A 25,308-nucleotide genomic window follows, 5' to 3' on the forward strand; every position below is an offset into this window, starting at 1 on the left:
TTTTGCCAGTTTCTCGATCTGCGGCACACGCCTAGCATCCAGCTTAAACCACAGCAGCGCTACCACGGGTAGGTTGACCGGTGCGCTCACGTTCTGGATGCCAAGGGGGCAACATGGCCAAACGCAAAGGTCGCAAACAAGCTGCGTTGTTCGAGAGGATTCTTGATACCGAGCCTGGGATCAAAGCCAAGTTCACCGATGAAGCACTCGCACAAGCGTCAGTCCTGAGCCTGCAGCGCAAGAGCATTGACGCCTTGATGGCGGACTATCCCCCCTTGCGTGCCAGCGAAGCGAAACGCCTCAAGGCGCGCCTCGATGTGGCCTCGGCGGCCATGATGCGCGCGTTCCGGGAAAAGCGCTTGAGCACGGGCATCCGCCGAGCGGCGGATGAAATGAAAGGCTCCCTGGCGCTGAACAGCGGCCCCACCTTCGAAAACCAGTTCAACCCATCGTGGGCCAATCACACCCACCCGGGTGCCGTGGATGCCACCACGTCACCGGCAGCCTACCTGATCGACATGCTGGCCTTTGCCCGCGATCACATCGAGGCGCTGGGTGATGAGGATAAAGCGTTGCACCTCCAGACCCGGCGCCCCGACCTGTTCGATCTGGTCATCGATGAACAGTCGATGAACCGTGAAGTGACGCAAGTCGAGGTCGTCAACCACGTGATGGAGCGCGCCATCGCTGACCTGCGTGGGGGCTTTGCGGACGACCCAACTTATGTGGAAGACCAACTGCTCGAGGTGCGTTATCCGTTCAGGCATTTTCCCTACGAAACCTATTGGGAGCAGATCCGCACGGTGCTGGCGCACAACCAACTGCATATCAGCGACGTCACGCACCTCTCGGATATCGACAGCCCCTATTTCATCCAGCCGGGTGTCCATTCGACGATGTCGAACATGGCCTTGCAGCAGGATTCCTCGATTGGGCCGGCATTGCGCGCCATCCTGTTGGAGCCTCGCCACTTCAGCGGCACATCAGAAGTGCAGTTCAACCCGCAGACCCGTCGGCTGCTGGCCTTGCCGGCAGAAAATGCGGCACAACACGCACAGCGGCTGCTGGAAACCGCCGCCACCTTCTATCGGATCAACTTCGGTGTTGCAGGCTACCCGACGTTGCAGAATGTGGTGAGCTTCTGCCAGGCACTGGAGATGACCCAGGATGAGATGGAGTCGCTGTTCGGGTTGGCTGCATACACGCCCTCCCTGTCGGAGAATGCCGGGGGCTCGGCTGCTCCAGTCAGCCCTGGCTTGTTCGTCGCACGGTTCCTGAACAGTGGCGCAGTCGTTCCTGTTTCGGTTGAAAGTGATCCCGATAGCCCTGAACACCATCGGTTCCTGAACCTGTCCGAGGACCGCTGTGATCGGATCAATCGCCTGGTGCGCCTGGCCCATGCGCTAAAGCTGTCCTACTCGGAAACGGACCAGGTGGTGTGCGCGATCATCGATGCGGAAAGGCTCGTGCTGACAGAGCTCAGGAGGTCAAACATCGATGACGATCCGCTATGGATGACGGTGAACACCGTCAGAGGTCTGGGGTTGTTCCAGTACTTGCGTGATCACTTCTCGTGCACGGCCGAAGAGTTTGCCGCGTTGATGTCGGACATGGGCGTTTATGCCGTCGGTGAAACACGCAGCCACTTCGACCGGGTGTTCAACACCGATACCGCCACGCCGCTGGTGATCGATAACACCGAGTTCAAGCTCAATGGCGAGGATATCGAGAGCAAACGTACCATCGATCTGTTGTGCCGTGGGCTCGGCATCAACATGGAAACCTTCCGCTACCTGTCTCGGCAGGTCATGCAAGGGCAGGGCGGCGAGCGACAGACCCGTTCGCTCAGGACGTTCAGTGCGTTCTACCGGATCACGTTGCTGGCCAGGCTGCTCTCGATCACCACGATCGAGCTATTGTCGCTGATGGAGGTGCTGAGCCCGGAAGGCCTCTATGCGCTGCAACTGGCGGGTGTTCCCAGGAACGCCATGTACGCGCATTTCTCGCAGACGGATACCGTCAACGTCACCTATGCCATCTGCCAGTGCGTGCTCTGGTGCCAGGAGCAGCAACTGCCGATCAGCTGGCTGGTCCAGCAATTGCTACCGATCGAGACGTTGGACATCGTGCCCCAGCCGTTCAGGGCCCTGTTCATCGAACTCAAGAGTGACCTGGCGCCTTTTCGCAACTTCGATCAGGACATGGAGGCGGCCGGTGTTCCTCGGCTGGTGAGCAAGCGCTGGATAGACATGCTGTCGCGGATCGTCGATGAAAACGGCCTGGTCATGGATAGCGGTATCAGCTCGATGGATTTCGATTATCTCGACTACGACAACTTTGCCGAGCGGGATATCAACCTGGTGATCAATCAGTTGGCCAGCGAGCCAATCGACGGTGATATCCAGTTGCCAGGCCTGGAGCCCGATGAACGCGAACGCTTGAAAGCACTCGTCAAGGGTGTGGTGCTACGCATTCGCTCACAGCAATGGGGGGTTGTGCAGGAGCGCTTGTCGCACATGCTGGCGCTCAGCTCGGAAAAGGTGATTCCGGTGGTCTACTGGGCACAGGGAAGAGTGCACACGCTGATGGCGACCGCAGTGGCCTTCAACCCGGACATGGTCGAGTCCGAATCCCTGAAGGCGATCGTGATGCCGCTCCTGCGCATGCAGCGCTGCGCTCAGGTCGCTACTCAGTTCGACTTGAGCCCAGCACTGTTGTCCGGCCTGCTCAAACGCGTGCAAAGGCCGCATTTCAGTCTCAAGTCCACAGAGCTGACGTTGCATACGCTTTTTCTCCTCGAGCGCTACACGCGCTGCCTGCGTTTGGCCAAGCAGTCGGAAGAGCAGTTGCTGGGCTATTTTTCCGCGATCGAGGGGCTGGGCGCGCTGAGCGAGAATGAACGACGGCTGGTCAAGGATATCGCCGCGGACAAGCTCGCCGGTTGGCTGGGGTGGGGCATTCGCGAAGTGCTCGACGTGGCGGCCGTGGTAACGCCCGATGGCATCATTCGCAATCTGGCGCAACTGCTCATCCTGGTGAACACACGACAACAGTGCGAGCGCACCGGGTTGAGCGCGGTGTCACTGATGAAACTCAGCCGGCTCACGGCCTACTCCGACACGCAAGCGCACCGCAGCGTCGCGCAGGAAATGCTCAGCAGCCTGCGCCGTGATCCCGAACAGCGGCGTGACGAAGTGGAGTTGCGTCAGAGCCTGGCGTCGCGTTGTGAAGTGAGCGAGCCGCGGTTGATTGCCAGGAAAAACGAAGGTACCGAAGAAACGAAAGTGTCACTGACGTTGCTGGACATGGGCAACCAGCCTGTTTCCGATATTCGAGTGGCCTGGTCCACCGATCTTGGGAGGTTGCAGCAGGCCTACAGCTACACCGACGAGAACGGTGTTGCAGAGGTCATGTTGCAGGCTGGGGATCAGCAGGGTATCGCCCATGTGAAAGGAACCTACCTGCTGGACAGTCAGGCCATCGCGCCAGGGGTCCAGATCGACTGCGACGAAACTTCACTGCGGTTGCTTCCGATCCGGGGCAAGCCAGGCGAAACGGACCCCAAGGCATTGTCAGGTGGCATTGGGGTATACAGGTTCACGGCCGTGCTGGTGGATGATTATGACAACGTTGGTATCGACCGACGCATCAACTGGGCCACCGGGATCGGCTACTTCGTCGACACCACGGCAGGGGAGACGTTGACGGATAGCGAGGGCCAGAGCGTCATCGACCTTAGGAGCCAGGACGACGGCCCAGGCGAGGTGGTTGCCTGGTACGCGCCCCGCACAGGGGCTCGTGAAGCCTTCAACGTGATCTTCGAGGACAAGCCTTACGTCAGCTCGCTCGTGCTGACCTCCTGGGCCGTTGCGGGTGACGATATCAAGGTCGAGGCAACGATACTGGGGTTGGATGGCAAACCTTATGAAGGGCAGAAGGTCGAGTGGCGTTTGGATTCTCCATCCGGAACCGTCACTGGGGATGGGGACAGTGATGATAAAGGCAAGGCTACGGCTACCTTGAAAGATGTTCCGACAGGGACGTGGGTCGTCACCGCCGCGCTCTTTACGGAAGAAGCCCCACCCAAGGAGTACCACGCCCGAGTACTGCCCATCGACGTATTGGCCGATGCCAGCGATGTCCGGTACCTGGGCGGCGAGAAGTGGCCAATGGCGGACGGTAGCAGTGCGGGTGAATACAAGGTCCGTGTCTTTACTTCCAAGGGCGTGCCTGTTGCCAGGTACCCAGTTGTATGGTCTGTCAAGGAAGAGGGTGCTGAAACCTACCACACGGTTACCGGGGCGGACGGAATCGCCGACTTCGCGCTGGTGCGTACAACGGAATCGAAGGCGGGTCAGTATTTGACTGTTACAGCAACTGTACATAAACAGCCGACCCACGAGTTTGATCCAGTGCAGGTCATGCCAGCGCTTGGGCTGGAAATCGAGAATACCGGGCAAAAAATCGTCGATCTCATCACCTTCGAACAGTCAAATCTGCCCGGCCAACATTACGCACTGGTGTATCGCCTGGCTGATGATCATCCACTGTTGGGCAAGACGATGCAGCTTCACTACGAAGGCCGCGATTCGGATATCTCCTTGGGGTTGACTTTCAAACCGCCGCTAGGCTCTGAAAACAGCTTCAAAGGAAGGCAGGTGAGGTGGGAAGTTTTCGTCAAAAAGACAGGGCTGCGGAACGATGTAGAGCTGAAACTTGGGCTCTGGTGTAAAGAGTTGGCCAATCCGATATGGACTGATGCCGTCGTCAAGCCCGTCCCGAAATGACCGCCGGACGTTCACCTTTTGCCAACTTTATCAGAGGTCCGTATGAACAGTGAACTGAACCATGCCCTGGCGGAACAATGGCGCGACGCGCTGAGTGCCTATGTGATCCATCACGTGCTTCCGCACAAGTTACAAGCCGGTGCCCAGAACATGATCACGACTGATCACCTGGATCGCTACTTCATGATGGACACCCAGGTCACTTCCAAGGTTACCACGTCCTACCTGGCTGAAGCACTGGCCTGTACCCAGTCTTATATAAACTCGATCTTCAACAACCTTGAGCCTGGGTATCCGGAGGACTTTGATCCTAAGGTGAAGACATTCTGGCAGCAGGCCATGTCGAACTACTCGATCTGGGCGGCGTACCAGATGCTGGAAGATTATCCCGAGAACTATATCCGCGCCGACCTGAGGCTGGACAAGACAACGCTGTTCCAGACATTGGAAAACGATCTGAGCCAGGGGCGGATAACCGATGCCGCGGTGCAGAATGCATTGCTGACCTATCTCAAGAACTATGAGTACCAGAACAGCATTCGGGTGCAGTCCGGTTACATAGATTACCGCGAAGACAATCTTGAGGAGTCGCGCATCGACGGATACGCCTATGCCAACTCGGACTACTACCTGCTGGGCAAGGATACCGCTTCGCCTCCCCAATATTACTGGCGTAAGGTCGCTGTTCGTCTGGACAAAGACGCCACCCACATCCAGCCCGATGCCTGGACCGAATGGCAACCGATCACAATGCCTGCCGGAAGCACAGTCATCCAGGCCCGGTTGGTGGTGTTCTGCAATCGTCTGCATCTGGCCTGGTTTCACCATGGCACTCCAGTCTCCTTCAAAGAGGTTGTGGGCGATATCGAAATGGAGAAGAACCGCTACCCATTGAAGCTGGAAATTATCCATCTGGGCTTGGATAAGCAGTGGACGCAGCCGGAAACGCTGTGGAGCCGGGACCTGGAATTGAAGAAAGAGACCCCTCTGGACATCGGTTCCTACAGAATGCTGGCTGTCGCAGTTGCGCAGCAGAGTGGGCGTGATGAGCAAATTTTCATTGCGCTTAAAGATTCTAAAACTCTCAGTGTTCGGGTTCAGCGAGATGTGCTGAAGCGCGCAATAACGGGTGGTGGAGAAATTACTGAAAATATCAATAAAGCATTGTTCGAATACTTTAAGGATGCAGAGGGAAAGCTGTTTCTTCAAGAACGGGTGTATGGTAGCGAGTGGCGGCTAGAAAGCGTCAAGCCGGAGGAGGGGGGGGATCCGAAACTCGAACTTGAAGTCGTTCTGCAGCAGCGCAATTCTGGTAACTCAACACTGAATGTGCGTGTCCGCTCTTCGGAAGTGCGTTTTCACTTTATCCCGGAGTCCGTGAAATTTAGCAGCGGGGTGGTAGTTGTGGGAAGCCAGCTTTTGCTGGTTGATGTTTTCTCCACGGCGCGGGGCGAGTTGGGGGTACGCTGCAAGGTATCCGGCTCGCCAGATTTCCGAGAAATCAAGGTGACCCATGACGCCATGCCTGATGTGCTGATGCGAGGGGAGCAGTTCAAAGAGACCACTTTTGGTTGGTATGAATTTAGCCTGCCTATTGGTCCTGTGGGGGAGGCAAGCGCATTGGTCGGCTACGATTCAGATACCATTTATCTAGGTGGTAAATTCAAGTTCTATGCTGATGCCCATGAAATCCCTGGCTTCATGAAAAATAGCGGAAACTTCATAGTTCTTCGACCCGAAGCTACAACCAAAGATGATCTGGTGTTGGAGTTCGAGGGGTCCGCTGCTACCAAGTGGAAAGGCCCGCTCACTTACAATGGTTCCGCTGTCAGTGGCTGGATCTCGCGGGGGTGGCTCAGAGAGGCGGACGATGAAGTGGTATGCAGGTTTACAGAACCAGGAGGGCGCGAATCACGCTTTACTGTGAAACGAACTCACAGCACTGCGCTTACCTCCCTTGCAAGACCGTTCATCTCTCAGCAGGCAAGCGGCACCGATTTTCTGGTTTTCGATTTCATCGGCGACCCGGCAAAAGGCGGGTTGGCCGTACGTTTGAACTCCCAGCAGGTACCGGACCTGATCAACCGCGCCGAATTATCACCTCAGGCGGTGTTTGCCTGGGATGCGCAGCACCTGAAGGAGCCAACTTACGTCAAGGTGACGACGCTTGAGGAATACCAAGGTTGGGCCCCGTCGGCCAATGATCCAATGATTGATATGTACGGTGCCAACGGCATGTACCTGCGCGAGCTGTTTTTCCATGTGCCCCACCTGATTGCTTCGCGTTTGCAGGAGGAAGAACGTTTCGAGGATGCCCGCCGCTGGATGCAGCTGATCTTCGACCCGCAAAGCAAGCAAGCGCCGACGGAGATGCGTGGTGTCGATTACTGGAATTGTGCGTGGCTGACGCAGGACGATACCGAGGTTGACGCGCCCGAGCATGAGTTGATCGACCCGCATGCCATTGCGCTACGCAATCCTTCGCATTACCGCAAGGCTGTCTTCGTACAGTCTGTGAACCTGTTGATCGGTGAGGCGGACTTCCACTACCGCCAGCAAACCCGAGACAGCCTGGCCCGTGCCTGGCTGCTCTATCGAATGGCGGCAGACCTGATGGGCGAGGCGCCGGACGCACGTTCGATCAATACCTGGGTTCCACAAACCGTGTCCGAGCTGCTGGCTACGGAGGACGGCGGCGAGTTTTTGGAACACTACGCCCACGCGGTCAAGCCGGAGAACCTGCCCAAGCAATTGTCCACATTCTTCTGGGCGGGTGTAGCGGCACATCCGGCGTTCCGTTTGCCGGCTAACCGAGAAATGCTGGATATCTGGGAGCTTCTGGCGCAGCGCTTCCATAACCTTCGCCACTTCCTGAGCATCGAGGGTTATCCGATGGAACTGCCGCTGTATGCGCCTGCGGCGAACCCGTTCGACCTGCTGATGGCGCGCATGGGCGGCAATGCCAACCTGGCTCACCTGCTGGGCTATCGCACCGTGGTGCCGCCATACCGATTCCGCACCCTCGTGGCCAAGGCCCAGGAAACGGTGACCGCGCTGATCCAGTACGGTGAGCAGCTGCGCAGCTTCCTGGAGCTGGAGGAGCGCACCGAGCTGGAAGCGATGCAGTACCAGCAAGCAGCGGAAATCGCGGGCTACACCATCGGTATCCAGGAGCAATTGCTCAGCCAGCAACAGAAGAACGAGGACGTTTTGAGTGCACAGCGTGCGGCCACTGCGCTGCGCCAGGATCATTACCTGCGCTTGTACGAAGAGAACATGTCGGGAGCGGAAATCGCGTCGATGAGTGTCCATACCACTGGACGCGCTATTTCCATAGCGGCGAGTGCCATGTTTGCGGGTGCCAATCTGGCCTCACTAGCTCCCAATATCTTTGGGATGGCCAACGGTGGCCAGGAGTACAAAGGTCCGCTGATGGCCGCCGGCCTTGTACTGGAGGCTACCGGGAGCAGCATGGTCACTGCGGGTGAAGTGTTGCGGGAGACGGAAGGCTACCGCCGCCGCCGGGAAGAATGGCAGTTGCAAGCCAAGCTGGCCGGCAAGGAGCTGGACGTCATCGACAAGCAGCTCGAAGCGCAAAAGCATACGACGCTGGCTGCCCAGGCTTCACTGGAGCACAGTCGCAAGGCACTGGCGCAATCCCAGCAACTGTATGCGTACTACCAGAACAAATCCACCAGCGTGTCGCTCTATCGCTGGCTGCGTTCCCAGGCCACCACCTGGCACGCAACCTTGTTCGATGTGACGGTCAGCCTGTGCAACAGCGCCCAGGCCTGCTGGCAGTTCGAGACGGGCAACTACGACAGGCAGATCATCCGCACGCCCATCTGGCAAGCGGACCGCTACGGCCTGAATGCCGGTGGCGAGCTGCGCCTGGACCTGCACCGGTTGGAGACGGAAGCTCTGTTGCGCAACGAACGCCACCAGGAGATTCGCAAGACTGTTTCGTTGCAGGCATTGGTAGACCAGAAGCTGGTGTTCGACGGGGACGGTGCAGTCCTTCCGGACTGGGACAAGGTGCTTGAGACGTTGGCCAACGAAGGCGAGCTGGCGTTCAGATTGTCGGAAATGCTGTATGACCAGGACTACCCTGGGCACTACCTGCGCCGCCTGCATAGCGTGGCGCTGACGCTACCTGCTCTGTTAGGTCCCTACCAGAATATCCGCGCGACCTTGACCCAGACACAGAGCCGATTGCTGACCGAGGCGAGTTCCGAGGGCGTGCTCCACCTGTCGCCGGAGCTGCACGACAGCGAGGGCACGGGCGACGGGCGTTTCGTGAGGATGAGCCTGCGTGCGCGGCAGCAGGTTTGCCTGTCTTCGGCCAGTCAGGATATTGGCCTGGTTACCGCCCCCGAGGCTGATGATCGCTACCTGCCATTCGAAGGCACTGGCGCGGTGTCCGACTGGCGCCTGCGGTTCCCGCGTCACAAAGCACAGAAAGCGCTTATCGAGAGTCTCAGCGACGTCATCGTGGAAGTCCGTTACTTTGCCTTGTACGGCGGGGTGGACTTCGAGTTGAAGATCAATGAGCTGGTCGATAAGTATGAGCTGCGGCCTTGACACTTGCCGACATGAAGTCGGCGGCCTTTGGGCGCCGCGATGTTTTGTTCGTCTGGCCGGTGAGCGCGCGGTTGTTCTTTCCGAACTTTTATTGGTTCATCAAGCAGACAATGGAGATACCCATGCCCAGCACTCTCAACCCAGTATCCAGCGCCTCACCGGCAGCAGAAAGTGAAACCCAGAGTCACGAACTGCTTATCGACCATACTTTTCCCACCGATTCCATCGGTGGGGCAGGGGGCTCTAGACCTTGGAAGTGCAATGCCAGTAGTGATCGCTATGCGACCAAGTTCAACGACGAGGACGGTACTACCTATGCAGAGCTCCTTTCAGGCCTTGAACTCTGGCAGGATTTCAAAATTCATGTCCCGGCTAACCCAGACAGCGAGGGGCGGCCTGAGTATCTGGTCGGCTGCCAGTACGATACCGCCAGGATAAAAGGTTGCAGAATCCAGGTTTTCTTGGTCAAGGACGGTGTGAGACAAGGGCACCCGATTTTTGACGAACCTCTGGGCATTCAGAATAAGGAAGTAACCTGGCAGACCTTTGATATCCAAAGAATCAGAGTGGTTGGCGACGGTACACACCTGCAAGTCAATTTCATGATTCCAGAGGACGGGGATAAACAGGTCTACCTGAGAAACGTCGTTACGGCGTTGCGTTTGCCTGCTTTTGATAACGTCGGCTGAGGCATCGCGTCAAGGTGAGAGGCACACTCATAACGTGCACGAACACTTCATGAGCCAACGCTATGTCCGAAGTGCGGCCTGGCGCGGGATCATGAAGATCGTGCGAGTGGCCAGGGCATTTCTGCGGTTATGGTAAGAAATCCTCCAGGCACTTTTTGTATGGATGGTCGGGCGCTCCTGACTCTGACAGCCTGCCCGCGGAGGTGCCGATTCGCGGGCCACGTTTGCGTGAGTTGTCAGGCAAAGACGAAATACTTGCGCACCGTCTCCACCACTTCCCAGGTCCCTTTCATCCCAGGCTCGATCACGAACACATCGCCCGCCTTCAGATGCTTGGGCGCTTCGCCCTCAGGTGTGACGATGCAGTACCCGTCGAGGAAGTGGCAATACTCCCACTTCTCATAGTTCACCTCGAATTTGCCCGGCGTGCAGATCCAGGTGCCCATGATCTTGCTGCCGTCGGCGGACAGGTAGGCGTTGAGGTTGACGGTGTGCGGGTCGCCGCCGATGCGCTTCCATTTGGTGGCGTCGAGCACCGGGGTGGGGCAGGTTTCGCGCAGGACGGTGATGAAATCGGACATGGCGTGGCTCCAGGCAACGGGTGGGGTGAGGCATCACCATAGGGCTAATGCAACGCGCGCAGTTGCCTGGGCTCGACGTCCAGCTGCCTGCCCGCGCTATGGCAGGGGCTCTTGGGTTGCACTGTCACGCAGGGTGTAGGAGCGGCTTCAGCCGCGATGCAGGCAACGCGGTGCCTGGCACCCGCTTTGCGGGTGATCGCGGCTGAAGCCGCTCCTACAGAGGTCGGGCCAAATCAACGGGTTCCGGTTTGTGCCGGTGCACCCTCGGCCTCACGCCCACCAGTAGCGCACGAAGTGGAAGAACACCGGCGCGGCGAAGCACACCGAGTCCATGCGGTCGAGCATGCCGCCGTGGCCTTCGATCATGTGGCCCCAGTCTTTCACCCCGCGGTCGCGCTTGATCGCCGACATCACCAGCCCACCGAAGAAACCCATGGCATTGACGGTCAGCGCCATCAGCGCCGCCTGCCAGAAGGTGAACGGGGTGATCCAGCACAGCAATGCGCCCACCAGCGTGGCCAGGGCCACGCCACCGGCCAGCCCCTCGACGGTCTTCGACGGCGACAGGTTGGGCGCCACCTTGTGCTTGCCGAACAGCTTGCCGCACACGTACTGCAGCACGTCGCTGATCTGCACCACGAGGATCAGCCAGGCGATCAGCAGCAGGTTGCGGCCCTCGTAGCCGGGGATATCCAAGGTCATCAACGCGGGCACCGACGATACGCAGTACACCGCGATCATCAAGCCCCACTGCACCTTCGAGGCGCGTTCGAGGAAGCGCGTCGTGTCGCCGCCGAAGCTGGCAAGGATCGGCAGCAGCAGGAACAGGTACACCGGGATGAAGATGCTGAACATGCCGTACCAGTCCATGGCGATCAGCAGGTACTGCACCGGCAGCGCCACATAGAACGCTGCCACCAGCGCCGGGTAGTCGCTGCGCCGGGTCGGGGTGAGGGTCATGAATTCGCGCAGGGCGTAGAACGACACGCCGTAGAACAGCACGATCACGCCGTACTTGCCGAACAGGAAGGCGATGCCGATCACCAGCACCATCACCCACCAGGCGTTGATGCGGGCGTTGAGGTTGTCGATCACCGCGTGCGGGGCAGGGCCGGCGCGCCACTTGAGCAGGCGGCCGATCAGGCTGGCGAGCAACAGCAGGGCGCCGATGCCGGCGAACAGCGACAGGGTGTTGTGATCCATTTCAGGCTTCCTTCGGGGCCAGGTTCAGCAGGGCCTGGCGGGCCCGCTCGAGAAACGCGTGCTTGTCTTCGTCATCTTGCAGGTGCAGCGGTTCGCCGAAGCTCAGGGTACACAGCAGGGGCAGCGGCAGCGCGCGGCCCTTGGGCATGACCCGGTTGAGGTTGGCGATCCACACTGGCACCAATTCGACCTGCGGATTGGCCGAGGCCAGGTGGAACAGGCCGCTCTTGAACGGCAGCAGTGGGTCGTCGGTGAGGTTGCGCGTGCCTTCGGGGAAGAAGATCAGCGAGTCGCCCTGGGCGAAGGCGTCGAGCACCGGTTGCAGCGGGTTGCCTTCGCCGGCCGGGCGCTGGCGGTCGATCAGCACGCCGTTGAACACCTGGCGGATGAGGAAGTCGCGAATACCTGGCTTGCACCAGTAGTCGGCCCCGGCCACGGGGCGGGTATGGCGGCGCAGTGCCTCGGGCAACGCGGCCCAGAGCAGCACGAAGTCGCCGTGGCTGCTGTGGTTGGCGTAGTACAGGCGCTGTACCGGTTGTGGCGTGCAACCCAGCCACAAGGCGCGGGCGCCGGTGATCAGGCGTGCGGCGGAGGTGATGACGAAGGCGGTCAGGCTGGCGAGCATGGCGGCGGTCTTATCCGGTAAAAGGGAGAACGAGGGCGAGCACCACCTGTACTGCGAGGCACAAGGCCTGGCGGCGTAGCAGGGCCAGGGCGCCCTGGCTGCGGGCCGGCCAGTCGCGGGTGTCGCTGGCGGTGGGTTTCAAGTGCAGGTCGAACAGCGCGCGGTCCAGGGCCTGGGTGTCGGCGGGCAGGTTGCTGCTGGCGCCGAGGCGGGCGAACAGCTCGGCATCCAGGGCGACACGGATGGCCCAGTACTTGTGCGCCAGGCCGATCACCAGCAGTGCCGCGCAGAGTACGCTGGAGAGTGCAGGCAGCGGTATGCCCAGCAACGGTGCGAGGCTATAGGCCAGGGCCAACAGGGTAATGCCATCTGATAGGCGTTCCAGTTGGCGCCCACGAGCGAGCAGGCTGGCGACGACGAACAGGTTCATCGGCGCGCTTCCAGCTGTTGCAGGGCGAGGCGATGGGCCGGGTGCAGAACCACGCCGGGGCGGGTCTTGCGGATCAGCGCTTCGGCCTCATCAACATCGTTGCAGCGGCCGCTGAGCACCAGCCAGGCGGCCACCGCGCTGGCGCTGCGCGAATAACCCAGGGCGCAGCAGACCAGCAGAGGGCCGTGGCGGCGCAGGTCTTCGATGGCCTTGGCGGCCTGACGCAGCAGTTGGCTGTCGGGGGCGACCAAGTCGAGCGTTGGCAGGTTGTGGTAATGGCGTGGCGACCGGTTCGCCGGCAAGCCGGCTCCTACGGGGGGGCGCGTTGCCTGTGTAGGAGCCGGCTTGCCGGCGAAGGCGTCGTTACTGGCGACGCTGAGCCGTGGAGCTGAAGGGCAGGGCAGTTCAGCGCTCAAATCGATGATGCCGGCAAACGAAGGGGCTTCGCCCCGGCCAGGGATTCGCCCGAGGTATACACCCTCGCAGACTTCATCCGGCTGGGGATGCCGCCATGTCCACAGCCGCGAGTTGGCCCAGGCGGCCATCAGGTAGGGCGCCAGCAAGCAGGTCGCGGCAATGGACAGCCGGCCATCCTCGTCTTTCTGGAAACCACCTGCCCCGAATACGGCATAGTTCATCCCCACCAGCAGCAGCGACATGGCGGGCCACAGCAACCACAAAACCGCATGTCCGAGCTTGAATGCGATGATCGCGAGCAGCGCGCCCCCCAGTCCGTAACGCAGCGCCAACCGCCAACGCTTGGGATCATGGGCAAGCCGGGCGGCCTGCCAAGGCAAAGCCCCCTGCCGTGGCCACAGCCACAGGCAGACGAAACCGGCCAGTGCCCCGGTCGGCACATCGATGAAATGATGCTGCCAGGTGGTCAGCACCGACAGGCCAATCAGCCCCATCCAGCCATGTACCAGCCAGCGCCACAGACGCTGGTGGGTATGCCGGGCAAACATCGTCCAGATGATCACCAGCAGCGCGATATGTAATGAGGGCGCCTGGTTGTAGGGCTTGTCGAAGCCCATCAGCACATCGAACAACCAGCCGAACAGCCCCGACAGTTCGGGGCGCTCGAAGGTGAAGCGCAGTGGCCAGAGCAGGAAGCAAGCGACGCTGATGAACTGCGCGGTGAGTAGCGCCAGGGCATGGCGGTCCATCTCCCGGCGCGTCAGCGGCAGCAGGAACGACAACCCGTAAAGCAGGTCGATCGACCAGTACGGGATGATCGTCCACGGCCACAGCGGCATGCGGTGTTCCCAGGCGAACACCAGGCTGCCGATGTCATCGCGGCCTGCGGTATAGGTGTTGCTCAAGCCGTAACTGAGAAAGAAGAACGGCCCGAGCAGCAACAGCCAGAGCACGCCCCGGCGAATCAGCCCCGCTTCACGCGCCATCAACGCACCCGCTGCGCCAGGCTGACACTGAAGATGCCCCATTCGTCGATGCGCTGGGCGATCTTGCGGAACCCGGCCGCTTCCACCAACTGGTCCATCTCCGCCTGGCTGCGCCGGCGCATCACCCAGGCCTCACCGCCGCGGTGGCTGGTCAGGGCACGGGCGATCATCTCCAGTTGCGGGTGCCAGGGCTGGCCGGTGTAGACCAGGTAGCCGCCGTCCTCGACGGCATCGGCCAGGCCCGCCAGCGAGTTGCCCACCATTTCGTTGCTGGGGAACAGCTCATACAAGCCCGAGACCACCGCCAGGGTAGGGCGAGGGTCGAGGCTGGCCAGGCTCTGGCGGTCGAAGGCGTCACCCTGGATGAACTGGGCGATGTCGCCCAGGCCCTTTTCGTTGATCAGTGCGCTGCCCTGTTGCACGTTCAGCTCGCTGTAGTCGCGCAGCAGGATCGAATCGGGCAGTTGCTGCAGGCCTTGCAGCGCTTCGAGGATGTAGCGGCCGTGGCCGGCGGCGATGTCGACGATGCGCACCGGGCGCTGTTGCTCACGCAATCTGGCGATGGCCAGGCGCAGCAGCTCTTCGACGTTAAGCTTGCGCTGACGGATGCCGCGCCAGCCAATGGCGTCGAGGTAGTTGCGGTCGACCAACTCGCCGATCCGCCCTTTGCCGGTCGCTTGGTTGCGGTAGACGTAATCAAGGGTGGAACCGGAGTCGAAGCCGGTGTCGAAACCCAGCTTCACGCCTTCGGAAAGGCCCTTGCCCAGCCGCAGGCTGGCACGGGTGGCGCGCCAGTAGAGGTCACGTGGCGAATTACGCGGCAATGGCGCAGCCAGGCTTTCGGCTTCGGCGCAGCTTGCGCCGGCCTTGTCGGCGTCGAGCAGCGAGGGCACGGGTGCGGGAGTGTCGAAGCAGTGTTCGACGAAACGCTTGATCCGCGCCAAGGCATGGGCGCGGTCGCGCTCGCCGAGGGTATCGTGGAAGAAGCCGGGGAGGATGTGCTTCTCCTTGCGCGCACTGCCCAGGCGCTCGAAGAACTGCTCCTGTGGCTTGCGCTCGACCACGAAGTCGGCGCCAGAGATCAGCAGTTGCGTGGGCACCTGGATCGCCTGGGCGTCGGCCACCACGCGGTCGGCGGCGTCGTACAGGCCCAGCAGCATGGTGACCGAGATGGGGCGGCTGATCAGTGGGTCGGCCACGTACGACATGACGCGCTCAGGGTCGTGGGTCAGCAGGCGCGGCTTGACATAGCTGTTGACGAAGAAATTGCCGCGCCAGGCTTTCAGCAGTTTCAGCCCTGGCCGGGCGAAGGGCACGTAGAGCTTGACCTTGAACGCCGGCGAAGCCAGTACAAGGCAGCGCACCTTGGGCGCGTAGTCGTGGGCCCAGGTGGCGATCAGCACGGCGCCGACACTCTGTGCCAGCACCACCATGTCCGGTTCGGCGATGCCATGCTGCGCCTGGATATGCTCGATGAAACTCTGCACGTCGCGCACGCTGGTGGCGAAGCCCGGGCTGTCGCCGCGCGCGCCCGGCGACTGGCCGTGGCCACGGGCGTCCCAGGCGAAGAAGTCGTAGCCGGGCAGGTCCAGCTCGTCGGCCAGGTGCGCCAGGCGCCCGCCGTGCTCGTGGCCGCGGTGGAACATCACCACGGCACGGCGCGGCTGGTGTTCGTTGCGGGTGGCGGGCCAGTGACGGTAGTGCAGCTCGACCCCGTCATGGGTGGAGAAATGCAGCGATTGCGCTTGGCGCATGGCGAATATCCTTGTTCGACAGCGAGAGGGCTCAGCGGGCTTCGATCAGGCCGTGGCGAACCCGGTTGTACAGGGTATAGAGCGAGAGCAGCAGGATGACCAGCAGCAGGCCATTGAGCCATGCAGCGTTCAACAGCCCGATGGCGACGCCGGTACCCAGCACGCCGAAGGCGAACGCGCGATCGCTCTTGCCCATCGGCCCGTCGTAGCGCCGCGAGGCGCCGGCCAACGGGCCCATCACCCCGGCGTACTCGCTGATCACCGCGAACAACACCACCAGCACCACCAAGGTGGGTGACACTCCGGCGAGCAAGGCGAAGGGCAGGTACAGCGCGGCATCGGCGATCACGTCGCACAGTTCGTTGAGGTAGGCGCCCAGTTTCGATTGCTGGCCGAATTCGCGGGCCAGCATGCCGTCGACCGCGTTGAGCGCCATGCGCAGCAGCATCCAGATCGGCACGAGGATGAACAGCCAGGTCAGGTGGGGCAGCCAGGCCAGCAGCAGGCCCAGCAGGACGGAGACGATGGCCGCGCTGACGGTGACCTGGTTGGCCGTGACACCACGGTCATGGAGGCGCTGGACCGAAGGGCGCAGCAGTGCCTGGAAGCGAGGTTTGAGCTGGTAGATCGATGGCACGTGGAACTCCCTGTCATGGTGCGGCATGGCGCCGATTGTGGGGAATTCGCCTGGCCGGGGGCAAGCTGCAAATCGCCTACTTGTGAACCGGACAAGGCTCGCGTGGCTGAAGGAATGCGCCGCTTGTCGGTTATGGTGTGCATGGTGTGTATTTGGCTTTGTTTTTATCCATGTCGATGTGTACGCTACACATCGCCTGCCAAAGGAATGCCGAATGCGCAGCAGGGACGTGATTCAGCTCATCGAGGCCGATGGCTGGTACGAAGTCGAGGTGAAGGGCAGCCATCATCAGTTCAGGCACCCGTTCAAGCGGGGGCGGGTCACGGTGCCACATCCCAAGAGCGATCTACCCAAGGGCACCGCCCACAGCATCCTCAAACAGGCGGGCCTGAAATGAAGCCGATGATGCTATCCAGGGTGATCTGTCACCCCGAAGATCAATGGAGACAAACCATGAAATTTCCAGTTGTGCTGCACAAGGACGAGGGCTCGGACTACGGCGTGATCGTGCCCGATGTGCCTGGCTGCTTCTCCGCAGGTTTCAGCGTTTCCCAGGCGCTGGACAACGTCCAGGAGGCCCTGGCGCTGCATTTCGAAGGGCTGGTGGCCGATGGCGAGGCGCTGCCCCAGGCCCAGGAAGTGGACGTGCATGTGGCCAACCCCGACTACGCCGACGGCGTCTGGGCGGTGGTGGAGTTCGACGTCACCCCGTACCTGGGCAAGGCGGTACGCTTCAACGCGACGCTGCCGGAGAACCTCCTGCAGCGGATCGACGAGAAGGTGAAGCGTGACCATCGTTACGCCTCGCGCTCGGGTTTTCTCGCTTCGGCGGCGCTGCGCGAGCTGGCCGTGGCGCACTGAACATGAGGGGCCATGACGTGGCCCCTTCGTCTTGGCCGATTCAGCGGCTGGCCGACGAGGCGCTGAGCATGTCGATCAGCTGGATATCGAAGTCGCGCTCCAGGTACTCCATGCGTTTATCACCGAACGCGACCATGTGTGGCAGCGCCGAGTGTACGTCCAGGTCGGCCTTGCTGGCCCAGACCTCGAAAAACACGAACAGGCTCGGGTCTTCCTTGTCGCGCAGCATGTGGTACTCGATGCAGCCCGGCTCCAGGCGGCTGGGCTCGACGTAGGCGCGGAACAACTGCTCGAAGGCTTCGGCTTTTTCCGGACGGGTCTTGGCTTTGAGGATGAAGGCGTATGGCTCGCTCATGGGTCTTGCCTCTATGGATGAAGGGGTGAGGGCATTCTAAATCAACAATATGTTTACCATTCGTGACTATGAGGCAAATGTATTTTGACCTCACGCCGCTTTTTCCCCTGCCTGTGTCTCCTTAACCTGCCGCCATTCCAAATGACTCGGTCGGCAGGCACTCCCGCCTCGGATCGACACCGATACCTTCGAGGCTTGCGATGAAAAAGATTCTCCTGCTCAACGGCGGCAAACAGTTCGCCCATTCCGACGGTCGCCTGAACCAGACCTTGCACGATGCCGCCCTGGCCCACCTGGACCGTGCCGGCTTCGATGTGAAACAGACCTTCATCGACGGCGGCTATGACGCTCAGGAAGAAGTCGAGAAATTCCTCTGGGCCGATGTGGTGATCTACCAGATGCCGGGCTGGTGGATGGGCGCGCCGTGGACCGTGAAGAAGTATGTCGACGAGGTGTTCACTGCCGGGCATGGCAGCCTGTACGCCAGCGATGGTCGGACCCGTTCCGATGCCTCGCAGAAGTACGGCAGCGGTGGCCTGGTGCAGGGTAAGCAATACATGTTGTCGCTGACCTGGAACGCGCCGCAGCAGGCGTTCGACGACCCGGCCGATTTCTTCGAGGGCAAGGGCGTGGATGCGGTGTACTTCCCGTTCCACAAGGCCAACCAGTTCCTCGGTATGAGCGGCTTGCCGACCTTCCTGGCGGTGGATGTGATGAAGCGCCCAGATGTGCCGGCGGCGCTGGCGGCGTATGAGCAGCATCTGGACAAGGTGTTCGGCAACGCCTGAACGCTTTGACACGACCTCTGTAGGAGCGGCTTCAGCCGCGATCACCCGCAAAGCGGGTGCCAGAACCGCGGTGCCTGCATCGCGGCTGAAGCCGCTCCTACAGGGGGGGTTAAGTGCTTGCATGTACGTTGATCAACGGCTATCAATCACGGCATCGTCCAACCAGGCCCACTCGCGTGAAAACTCGCTCTGAAGAACTCCAGGTCTTTGTCGCCGTCATCGACTGCGGCTCGATCTCGGCCGCTGCCGAGCAGATCGGCCAGACACCATCGGCCGTCAGCCGCACCCTGTCGCGCTTGGAGGACAAGCTCGGCACCACCCTGGTCAACCGCACCACCCGGCGCATGGACCTGACCGAAGAAGGGCGTTTCTTCCTCGAACGCGCGCGGCTCATTCTCGAGCAGATCGACGACATGGAAGAGCGCCTGTCGATGCACCGCCAGACGCCGTCCGGGCGCCTGCGCATCAATGCCGCGGCACCCTTCATGCTGCATGCGATCCTGCCGTGGATCGGCGAGTTTCGTCAGCAGTACCCAGGCATCGAGCTGGAGCTGAACACCGACGACCTGATCATCGACCTGCTGGAGCAAAGCACCGACGTGGCCATCCGCATCGGCGAGCTGGCCGACTCCAGCCTGCATGCCCGCTCGCTGGGCTGCAGCCCGGTGCAGGTGCTCGCCAGCCCCGAGTACCTGGCGCGAAACGGCACACCGCAGACGGTCGATGACCTCGATGGCCATTGTCTGCTGGGCTTCAGTACCCTCGACTCGCTCAACCAGTGGCCGCTGCGCCATGCCCAGGGCGACCGCTGGGCGATCCGTCCGCAGTTGCTCGCTTCCAGCGGCGAGACGCTGCGCCAACTGGCCCTGGCTGGCGAAGGCATCGTCAGCCTGTCGCACTTCATGACCCACGAGGACATCCGCTCGGGCCGCCTGCAAGTGCTGCTCGCCGAGCACAACAACGGGTATCGCCAGCCGATCCATGCGGTGTACTACCGCAACACCCAACTGGCGCTGCGTATCCAGTGTTTTCTCGATTTCATCCAGAAAAAGCTGGCGGTCTACGCCTGCTAGCAGTTGCCTGAACGCGACAACCCCTATCCCTTGGCGCCGGAATCTTCCTACGTGAATTGCTTAGTCGAATGCCTTCGGCCTTAATGACTGATCAACAAAAACAACACTAGGAAGTGCCCATGCGTATCGTCCTGTCCCAGTCGCTGGCCCTCGGGGCCGCGATCCTGAGCTGTTCTTCCGCCTTTGCCGTGACGTTGGAAGGTGGTGCTGTGGCCGCGCCTGATCAATATGGCGCACAGGTGGCCGCCGATATCCTCAAGAAGGGCGGCAACGCGGTGGACGCCGCGGTTGCCACCGCGTTCACCCTCGCCGTCACCTACCCCGAGGCCGGCAACATCGGCGGCGGTGGTTTCATGACCCTGTTCGTCGACGGCAAGCCGTATTTCCTCGACTACCGCGAAGTGGCGCCCAAGGCCGCCACCAAGACCATGTACCTGGACGAAAAGGGTGAGGTGATCGAGAACCTGAGCCTGGTTGGCGCCCGCGCCGCCGGTGTGCCGGGCACGGTGATGGGCCTGTGGGAGGCGCACCAGAAGTTCGGCAAGCTCAAGTGGAGCGAACTGCTGACTCCGGCTATCGGCTATGCGCAGAACGGTTTCAAGATTGCCCAAAAGCAGTACCAGTACCGCGACGATGCCCAGGGCCTGTTCAAGACCGCCACCAATTTCAACGACTACTTCGGCAACATGAAGGTCGGTGAGCTGTTCAAGCAGCCGGAGTTGGCCAAGACCTTGGAGCGTATTGCCGACAAGGGGGGGAGCGAGTTCTACCAGGGCAAGACCGCCGACCTGCTGGTGGCGCAGATGCAGGCCGACAAGGGCCTGATCACCACGGAAGACCTCAAGAACTACAAGGCCGTGTGGCGCAACCCGATCGCCATCGACTGGCGCGGCAACGTGGTCTACACCGCGCCGCCACCCAGCTCCGGCGGCGTGGCGCTGGCCCAGTTGCTGGGCATCAAGGAAGACCGCGCGGCGGACTTCAAGGGCGTCGAGCACAACTCCGCCCAGTACATCCACCTGCTGGCCGAGATCGAGAAGCGGGTGTTCGCCGACCGCGCCGACTATCTGGGCGATCCGGCCTTCACCCAGGTGCCGGTCGACCAGCTGATCGCCAAGGAGTACCTGGCCAAGCGCGCGGCACAGGTCAACCCGAAGGCCATCTCCGACACCGACAAGGTCAAGCCGGGGCTGGAACCGCACCAGACCACGCACTTCTCCATCGTCGATAAACAGGGCAATGCGGTGAGCAACACCTACACCCTCAACCTCGACTATGGGAGTGGCGTGGTGGTGAAGGGCGCGGGTTTCCTGCTCAACGACGAGATGGATGACTTCAGCGCCAAGCCGGGCGCGGCCAATGCGTTCGGTGTGGTGGGTGGCGACGCCAATGCCATCGCGCCGGGCAAGCGCATGCTGTCGTCGATGAGCCCGAGCCTGGTGACCCGTGACGGCCAAGTGGTGCTGGTGCTGGGCACGCCGGGTGGTTCGCGGATCTTCACCTCGATCTTCCAGGTGATGAACAACCTGTACGACTACCAGATGCCGCTGGAGAAGGCGGTGGCGGCGCAGCGGGTGCATCACCAGTTGCTGCCCAAGGACACGATCTACTTCGACAGCTATGCGCCGCTGACCGGGCAGGTGGCCGACGACTTGAAGAAAATGGGCTATGTGCTGGAGGACCAGGGCTGGGAGATGGGCGATATCCAGGCGATCCGGGTGACCGGGGAGACGCTGGAGACCGCGTCCGACCCGCGTGGGCGCGGGGTGGGGATGATCGTCAAGTGATACGTGTTGGCTGAGCTGACGCATTCGCCGGCAAGCCGGCTCCTACAGAGTTACCCGTAGGAGCCGGCTTGCCGGCGAACCTTTCGAAGGTCAGACGCGGAACTGGCTGACCAGCGTCTGCAGGTGACCACCCAGGCGTGCCAGCTCGACGCTGGAGGCGGCGGTTTCGTCGCTGGCCGCGGCGGTCTGCTCGGACACATCACGCACGTTCAGGATGCTGCGGCTGATCTCCTCGGCCACGGCGCTCTGCTGCTCGGCGGCGGCGGCGATCTGCTGGTTCATCGACTGGATGTTCGACACCGTGCGGGTGATGCTCTCCAGCGAGCCACCGGCCTTGCGCGCGAGCTCGACACTGCTGTCGGTCAGGCTGCGGCTGCCGTTCATGACTTCGGCGACCTGCTGGGTGCCGTTCTGCAGGCTGGCGATCAGGCCTTCGATCTCTTCGGTGGACTGCTGGGTGCGCTGGGCCAGGCCACGCACTTCGTCGGCGACCACGGCGAAACCACGGCCGGCTTCACCGGCACGGGCCGCTTCGATGGCGGCGTTGAGCGCCAGCAGGTTGGTCTGCTCGGCCACCGACTTGATCACGTCCATCACGCTGCCGATCTTCTGGCTTTCCTGCTGCAGCAGGGTCATGGCTTCGGTGGAACGGTGCACTTCGTGGGCCAGGCGTTCGATCTGGCTGATCGCTTCGCTGACCACCTTGTCGCCGGTGCGGGCTTCATCGTCGGCATTGGTCGCGGCGTGGGAGGCCTGCTCGGCGTTGCGCGCGACTTCCTGCACGGTGGCGGCCATCTCGTGCATGGCGGTGGCCACCTGGTCGGTTTCGACCTTCTGGCTGTTGGCGCCGGCGCTGGTCTGTTCGGTCACCGCCGACAGCTCCTCGGCGGCGCTGGCGATCTGGGTGACGCCGTCGCGGATGCCGGTGATCAGGTCACGCAGGGTGGTGCCCATGCGCGCGATGCCTTCCTGCAAGGCGCCCAGCTCGTCACGGCGGGTGACGCGCAGGTTCTGGGTGAGGTCGCCGCTGGCGATCTTGTTCACCACGTCCATGGTCTCGCGCAGCGGGCGGGTGATCTGGCGGGTGATGATGAAGGCCGCGAGAATGCCGACCAACAGCGCCAGCAGGGTGGCGGTGGTCTGCAGGCTGCGGGCCTGGACGCTCTCGTCGTCGCGGCGTTCGATCTGGATCTTGTACAGCTCGTCGCTGCGCTTGACGATATCGGCACCCTGCACGGTCATTTCGGCACGGGCCACACCGATGGCGGCGGTGGCGTCGCGGAACTGGCGCACTGCGTCGCGGTAGGCGAGCACGGCGCTTTCGAACTGCTGGATGCGCGAAGCTTCGCCCGGCAGCTGACGCTTGAGGCTGTCGATCTCGGCCAGGGCGCTCTCCAGCTGGCGCACGGCGGCCTGCTCGGTTTCAGTGGTGAGGTCGGCGATGTAGCTGCGCACGTCCAGGCGTACCTGCACCAGCTGCTGCTTGGCCTTGCTGATCAGCAGGTACTGGGCCAGGCGGCTGGCATCGCTTTCGGCATTGGACAGCACGGCGGCGCTGATGGCCTCTATCGCCTCGTTGGCGCGGCCGGCGGCCTGGTTCATCGCATCACGGGCGGTGAGGGTGGTCTTGTAGCCCTGGCGCATCTTCTCCAGCGAAACCCGGTACTCGCTGATGCTCTGGCCCTGCTCACGCAGCAGCTTGACGTTTTCCGGGCTCTTGAAGGAGTTGACCAGGTGCTGTTGCTGGCTGCCGAAGGCGTCGAGCTTGGCCTGGACGTTGGCCGCCGAGGCGTCGTCGCCGTTGGTCAGCATCCATTGCAGACGCGCCACGCGCAGGTTGGTCAGGTCACTGTTGAGCTGGGTGATGTCGCTCATCCAGTTGCTGCGGTCGATAAGGCTGCCCAGGCTGTTCCAGCCGGTCAGGGCCAGCAGGCCGGTCAGTACGAGGACCAGGCCGAAGCCCAGGCCGAGTTTGAGGTTGACGCTGATGTTGGCGAACCAGCTGTTCATGCACGCTCTCCCAGAAAATGATTTCGCTCACTTGATCTCAATCGCTGGGCGTTGTTCTTGTGGGGAGCCCTGCTGATTCGTGCAGGGGTTATCGGCAAGGCGGGGCGAAGCTGAAACGCTTTTTCAGGCTATTTGTAACTGGTTGAAAACGTTTGCTTTTTGGATATGGCAAGGGGCTGCTGTGCAGCCCATTCGCGGGTAAACCCGCTCCTACTGGGCCTTTGGAAGGCCGTGGCGCTGGGTTAAACTTGCCGCCTTCGCTGAACCCCCTGACGGTATTGCCATGAATTTCGCCAAACTCGGCCTGATCGAACCGCTGCTGCGTACCCTGCAGACGCTGGACTACACCACTCCGACCCCGGTCCAGGCCCAGGCCATTCCCGCCGTGCTCGCCGGCCGCGACCTGATGGCCGCGGCCCAGACCGGTACCGGCAAGACCGCGGGCTTCGCCCTGCCGGTGCTGCAGCGCCTGGCCCTGGAGGGCGAGAAGGTCGCCGCCAACTCGGTGCGCGCGCTGGTGCTGGTACCGACCCGGGAGCTGGCCGAACAGGTCCACGCCAATGTGCGTGAATATGCCGAGAACCTGCCGCTGTCCACCTACGCGGTCTACGGTGGGGTCAGCATCAACCCGCAGATGATGCGCCTGCGCCGCGGCGTCGACCTGCTGGTGGCCACCCCGGGGCGCTTGCTCGACCTGTTCCGCCAGAACGCCATCAAGTTCGGCCAGGTACAGACCCTGGTGCTCGATGAAGCCGACCGCATGCTCGACCTGGGCTTCGCCGAGGAACTGCAGGCGGTGTACGCGGCGCTGCCGCGCAAGCGCCAGACGCTGCTGTTCTCCGCCACCTTCTCCGATCAGATCCGCATGCTCGCGGGCCTGGCGCTGAACGATCCGCTGAGCATCGAAGTCAGCCCACGCAACGCTGCCGCCAACACGGTCAAGCAGTGGCTGGTGCCGGTGGACAAGAAGCGCAAGGCCGACCTGTTCTGCCACCTGCTGCGCAAGCAGCGCTGGAAGCAAGTGCTGGTGTTCGCCAAGACCCGCAACGGCGTGGACCAACTGGTCGAGCGGCTGCTCGCCGAAGGCGTCAACGCCGACGGCATTCATGGTGACCGGCCCCAGGCGACCCGTCAGCGGGCGCTGGACAGCTTCAAGGCCCGCGAGGTCCAGGTGCTGGTGGCCACCGACGTCGCCGCCCGTGGCCTGGACATCGACGACCTGCCGCTGGTGGTCAACCTCGACCTGCCGATCGTCGCCGAGGACTATGTGCACCGCATCGGCCGTACCGGCCGCGCGGGCAACAAGGGCGAGGCGATTTCGCTGGTGTGTGCCGACGAAGTGCAGCTGCTGGCGTCGATCGAGACGCTGATCCGCCAGGTGCTGCCGCGCCACGAAGAGCCGGATTTCATCCCCGACCACCGGGTGCCGGTGACCGATGCCAGTGGCCAGGTGCTGAAAAAGCCGAAAAAGCCCAAGAAGCCGAAGGAGAACAGTGCCAAGCGTGGCTTGGGGCGCTGGATGGACAGCGCCGAGTCGGGCGCGTCGGCACCAGCGGTCAAGGCGGTGCGCAAAGTGCCTAGCTTCGGTGGCAAGCCCCGCAAGCCCAAGCCGTGAGGTAAGTGAAGCCCTGCGCGATCCCTGTAGGAGCGGCCTTGTGCCGCGAAAGGGCCGCGTAGCGGCCCCAGATATCAGCGTTGAGCAAAGATCGCCGGGGCCGCTTTGCGGCCCTTTCGCGGCACAAGG

The 25,308-nt window shown here is 61.9% G+C and carries 18 protein-coding genes and 1 pseudogene; 9 read left to right on the plus strand and 10 right to left on the minus strand.

Going from position 1 to position 25,308, the window contains the following annotated elements; genetic code table 11:
• Positions 1–113 precede the first annotated feature (113 nt).
• The 3 genes from NGM28_RS25315 to NGM28_RS25325 are packed head-to-tail and all read left to right on the plus strand — an operon-like array spanning position 114 to position 10,057.
• Positions 114–4,787, plus strand: coding sequence for a Tc toxin subunit A (locus NGM28_RS25315; protein ID WP_252092034.1), 4,674 nt, complete (start codon positions 114–116; stop codon positions 4,785–4,787).
• A 42-nt stretch (positions 4,788–4,829) separates the two neighbouring features.
• The gene (locus NGM28_RS25320) at positions 4,830–9,368 is read left to right on the plus strand and encodes a Tc toxin subunit A-related protein (RefSeq protein WP_252092036.1); all 4,539 of its coding nucleotides are present in this window, start codon (positions 4,830–4,832) and stop codon (positions 9,366–9,368) included.
• A complete protein-coding gene (locus NGM28_RS25325) occupies positions 9,365–10,057 on the plus strand; it encodes a hypothetical protein (protein WP_252092038.1) in 693 nt (230 codons plus the stop codon). Before NGM28_RS25320 ends, NGM28_RS25325 begins: the two co-directional genes overlap by 4 nt.
• Positions 10,058–10,293: 236 nt before the next feature.
• Here the strand turns inward: NGM28_RS25325 and NGM28_RS25330 are convergent, their stop codons facing one another.
• From NGM28_RS25330 to NGM28_RS25360, 7 genes are all read right to left on the minus strand, one after another.
• The gene (locus NGM28_RS25330; RefSeq protein WP_252092040.1) at positions 10,294–10,638 is read right to left on the minus strand and encodes a cupin domain-containing protein; all 345 of its coding nucleotides are present in this window, start codon (positions 10,636–10,638) and stop codon (positions 10,294–10,296) included.
• Between the two features lie 270 nt (positions 10,639–10,908).
• Positions 10,909–11,841 (minus strand): phosphatidate cytidylyltransferase, encoded by a 933-nt coding sequence (locus NGM28_RS25335; protein ID WP_252092042.1) that lies wholly within the window; start codon positions 11,839–11,841, stop codon positions 10,909–10,911.
• A gap of 1 nt (position 11,842) precedes the next feature.
• Complete coding sequence (locus NGM28_RS25340) at positions 11,843–12,466, minus strand: lysophospholipid acyltransferase family protein (RefSeq protein WP_011532064.1); 624 nt, start codon at positions 12,464–12,466, stop codon at positions 11,843–11,845.
• Positions 12,467–12,476: 10 nt separating this feature from the next.
• Complete coding sequence (locus NGM28_RS25345; RefSeq protein WP_252092043.1) at positions 12,477–12,896, minus strand: hypothetical protein; 420 nt, start codon at positions 12,894–12,896, stop codon at positions 12,477–12,479.
• The gene (locus tag NGM28_RS25350) at positions 12,893–14,299 is read right to left on the minus strand and encodes a phosphatase PAP2/dual specificity phosphatase family protein (RefSeq protein WP_252092045.1); all 1,407 of its coding nucleotides are present in this window, start codon (positions 14,297–14,299) and stop codon (positions 12,893–12,895) included. The genes NGM28_RS25345 and NGM28_RS25350 overlap by 4 nt, the downstream gene beginning before the upstream one ends.
• Positions 14,299–16,053, minus strand: a complete 1,755-nt coding sequence (locus NGM28_RS25355; RefSeq protein ID WP_252092047.1) for a bifunctional alpha/beta hydrolase/class I SAM-dependent methyltransferase — start codon at positions 16,051–16,053, stop codon at positions 14,299–14,301. Before NGM28_RS25355 ends, NGM28_RS25350 begins: the two co-directional genes overlap by 1 nt.
• A gap of 31 nt (positions 16,054–16,084) precedes the next feature.
• Positions 16,085–16,690, minus strand: coding sequence for a CDP-alcohol phosphatidyltransferase family protein (locus tag NGM28_RS25360; RefSeq protein ID WP_240066810.1), 606 nt, complete (start codon positions 16,688–16,690; stop codon positions 16,085–16,087).
• Positions 16,691–16,904: 214 nt separating this feature from the next.
• Here NGM28_RS25360 and NGM28_RS25365 point away from each other — a divergent pair, with 214 nt between their 5' ends.
• Both NGM28_RS25365 and NGM28_RS25370 read left to right on the plus strand, forming a co-directional pair.
• On the plus strand, positions 16,905–17,087 hold the full coding sequence (locus NGM28_RS25365) for a type II toxin-antitoxin system HicA family toxin (protein WP_240066809.1): 183 nt from the start codon (positions 16,905–16,907) through the stop codon (positions 17,085–17,087).
• Between the two features lie 56 nt (positions 17,088–17,143).
• Complete coding sequence (locus tag NGM28_RS25370) at positions 17,144–17,551, plus strand: type II toxin-antitoxin system HicB family antitoxin (protein ID WP_240066808.1); 408 nt, start codon at positions 17,144–17,146, stop codon at positions 17,549–17,551.
• A gap of 40 nt (positions 17,552–17,591) precedes the next feature.
• Here NGM28_RS25370 and NGM28_RS25375 read toward each other — a convergent pair whose 3' ends face one another.
• Positions 17,592–17,906, minus strand: coding sequence for a putative quinol monooxygenase (locus NGM28_RS25375; protein ID WP_240066807.1), 315 nt, complete (start codon positions 17,904–17,906; stop codon positions 17,592–17,594).
• 200 nt (positions 17,907–18,106) lie between these two features.
• Here NGM28_RS25375 and mdaB point away from each other — a divergent pair, with 200 nt between their 5' ends.
• The 3 genes from mdaB (at position 18,107) to ggt (ending at position 21,554) form a co-directional block, all read left to right on the plus strand.
• A complete protein-coding gene (gene mdaB, locus NGM28_RS25380) occupies positions 18,107–18,694 on the plus strand; it encodes an NADPH:quinone oxidoreductase MdaB (protein ID WP_252092048.1) in 588 nt (195 codons plus the stop codon).
• A gap of 176 nt (positions 18,695–18,870) precedes the next feature.
• On the plus strand, positions 18,871–19,767 hold the full coding sequence (locus tag NGM28_RS25385) for a LysR family transcriptional regulator (RefSeq protein ID WP_240066805.1): 897 nt from the start codon (positions 18,871–18,873) through the stop codon (positions 19,765–19,767).
• A 119-nt stretch (positions 19,768–19,886) separates the two neighbouring features.
• On the plus strand, positions 19,887–21,554 hold the full coding sequence (gene ggt / locus NGM28_RS25390; RefSeq protein ID WP_252092050.1) for a gamma-glutamyltransferase: 1,668 nt from the start codon (positions 19,887–19,889) through the stop codon (positions 21,552–21,554).
• A 90-nt stretch (positions 21,555–21,644) separates the two neighbouring features.
• Here the strand turns inward: ggt and NGM28_RS29080 are convergent, their stop codons facing one another.
• Both NGM28_RS29080 and NGM28_RS29085 read right to left on the minus strand, forming a co-directional pair.
• Complete coding sequence (locus NGM28_RS29080) at positions 21,645–22,508, minus strand: methyl-accepting chemotaxis protein (RefSeq protein WP_432760439.1); 864 nt, start codon at positions 22,506–22,508, stop codon at positions 21,645–21,647.
• Between the two features lie 39 nt (positions 22,509–22,547).
• Positions 22,548–23,429: pseudogene (locus NGM28_RS29085) on the minus strand (methyl-accepting chemotaxis protein); the annotation flags it as partial.
• A gap of 418 nt (positions 23,430–23,847) precedes the next feature.
• Between NGM28_RS29085 and rhlE1 the strand changes: the two are divergent.
• Positions 23,848–25,179 (plus strand): RNA helicase RhlE1, encoded by a 1,332-nt coding sequence (gene rhlE1 / locus NGM28_RS25400; protein ID WP_252092051.1) that lies wholly within the window; start codon positions 23,848–23,850, stop codon positions 25,177–25,179.
• Positions 25,180–25,308 lie beyond the last annotated feature (129 nt).

Source organism: Pseudomonas sp. MWU13-3659, assembly GCF_023757525.1.
Taxonomy (GTDB): domain Bacteria; phylum Pseudomonadota; class Gammaproteobacteria; order Pseudomonadales; family Pseudomonadaceae; genus Aquipseudomonas; species Aquipseudomonas entomophila_E.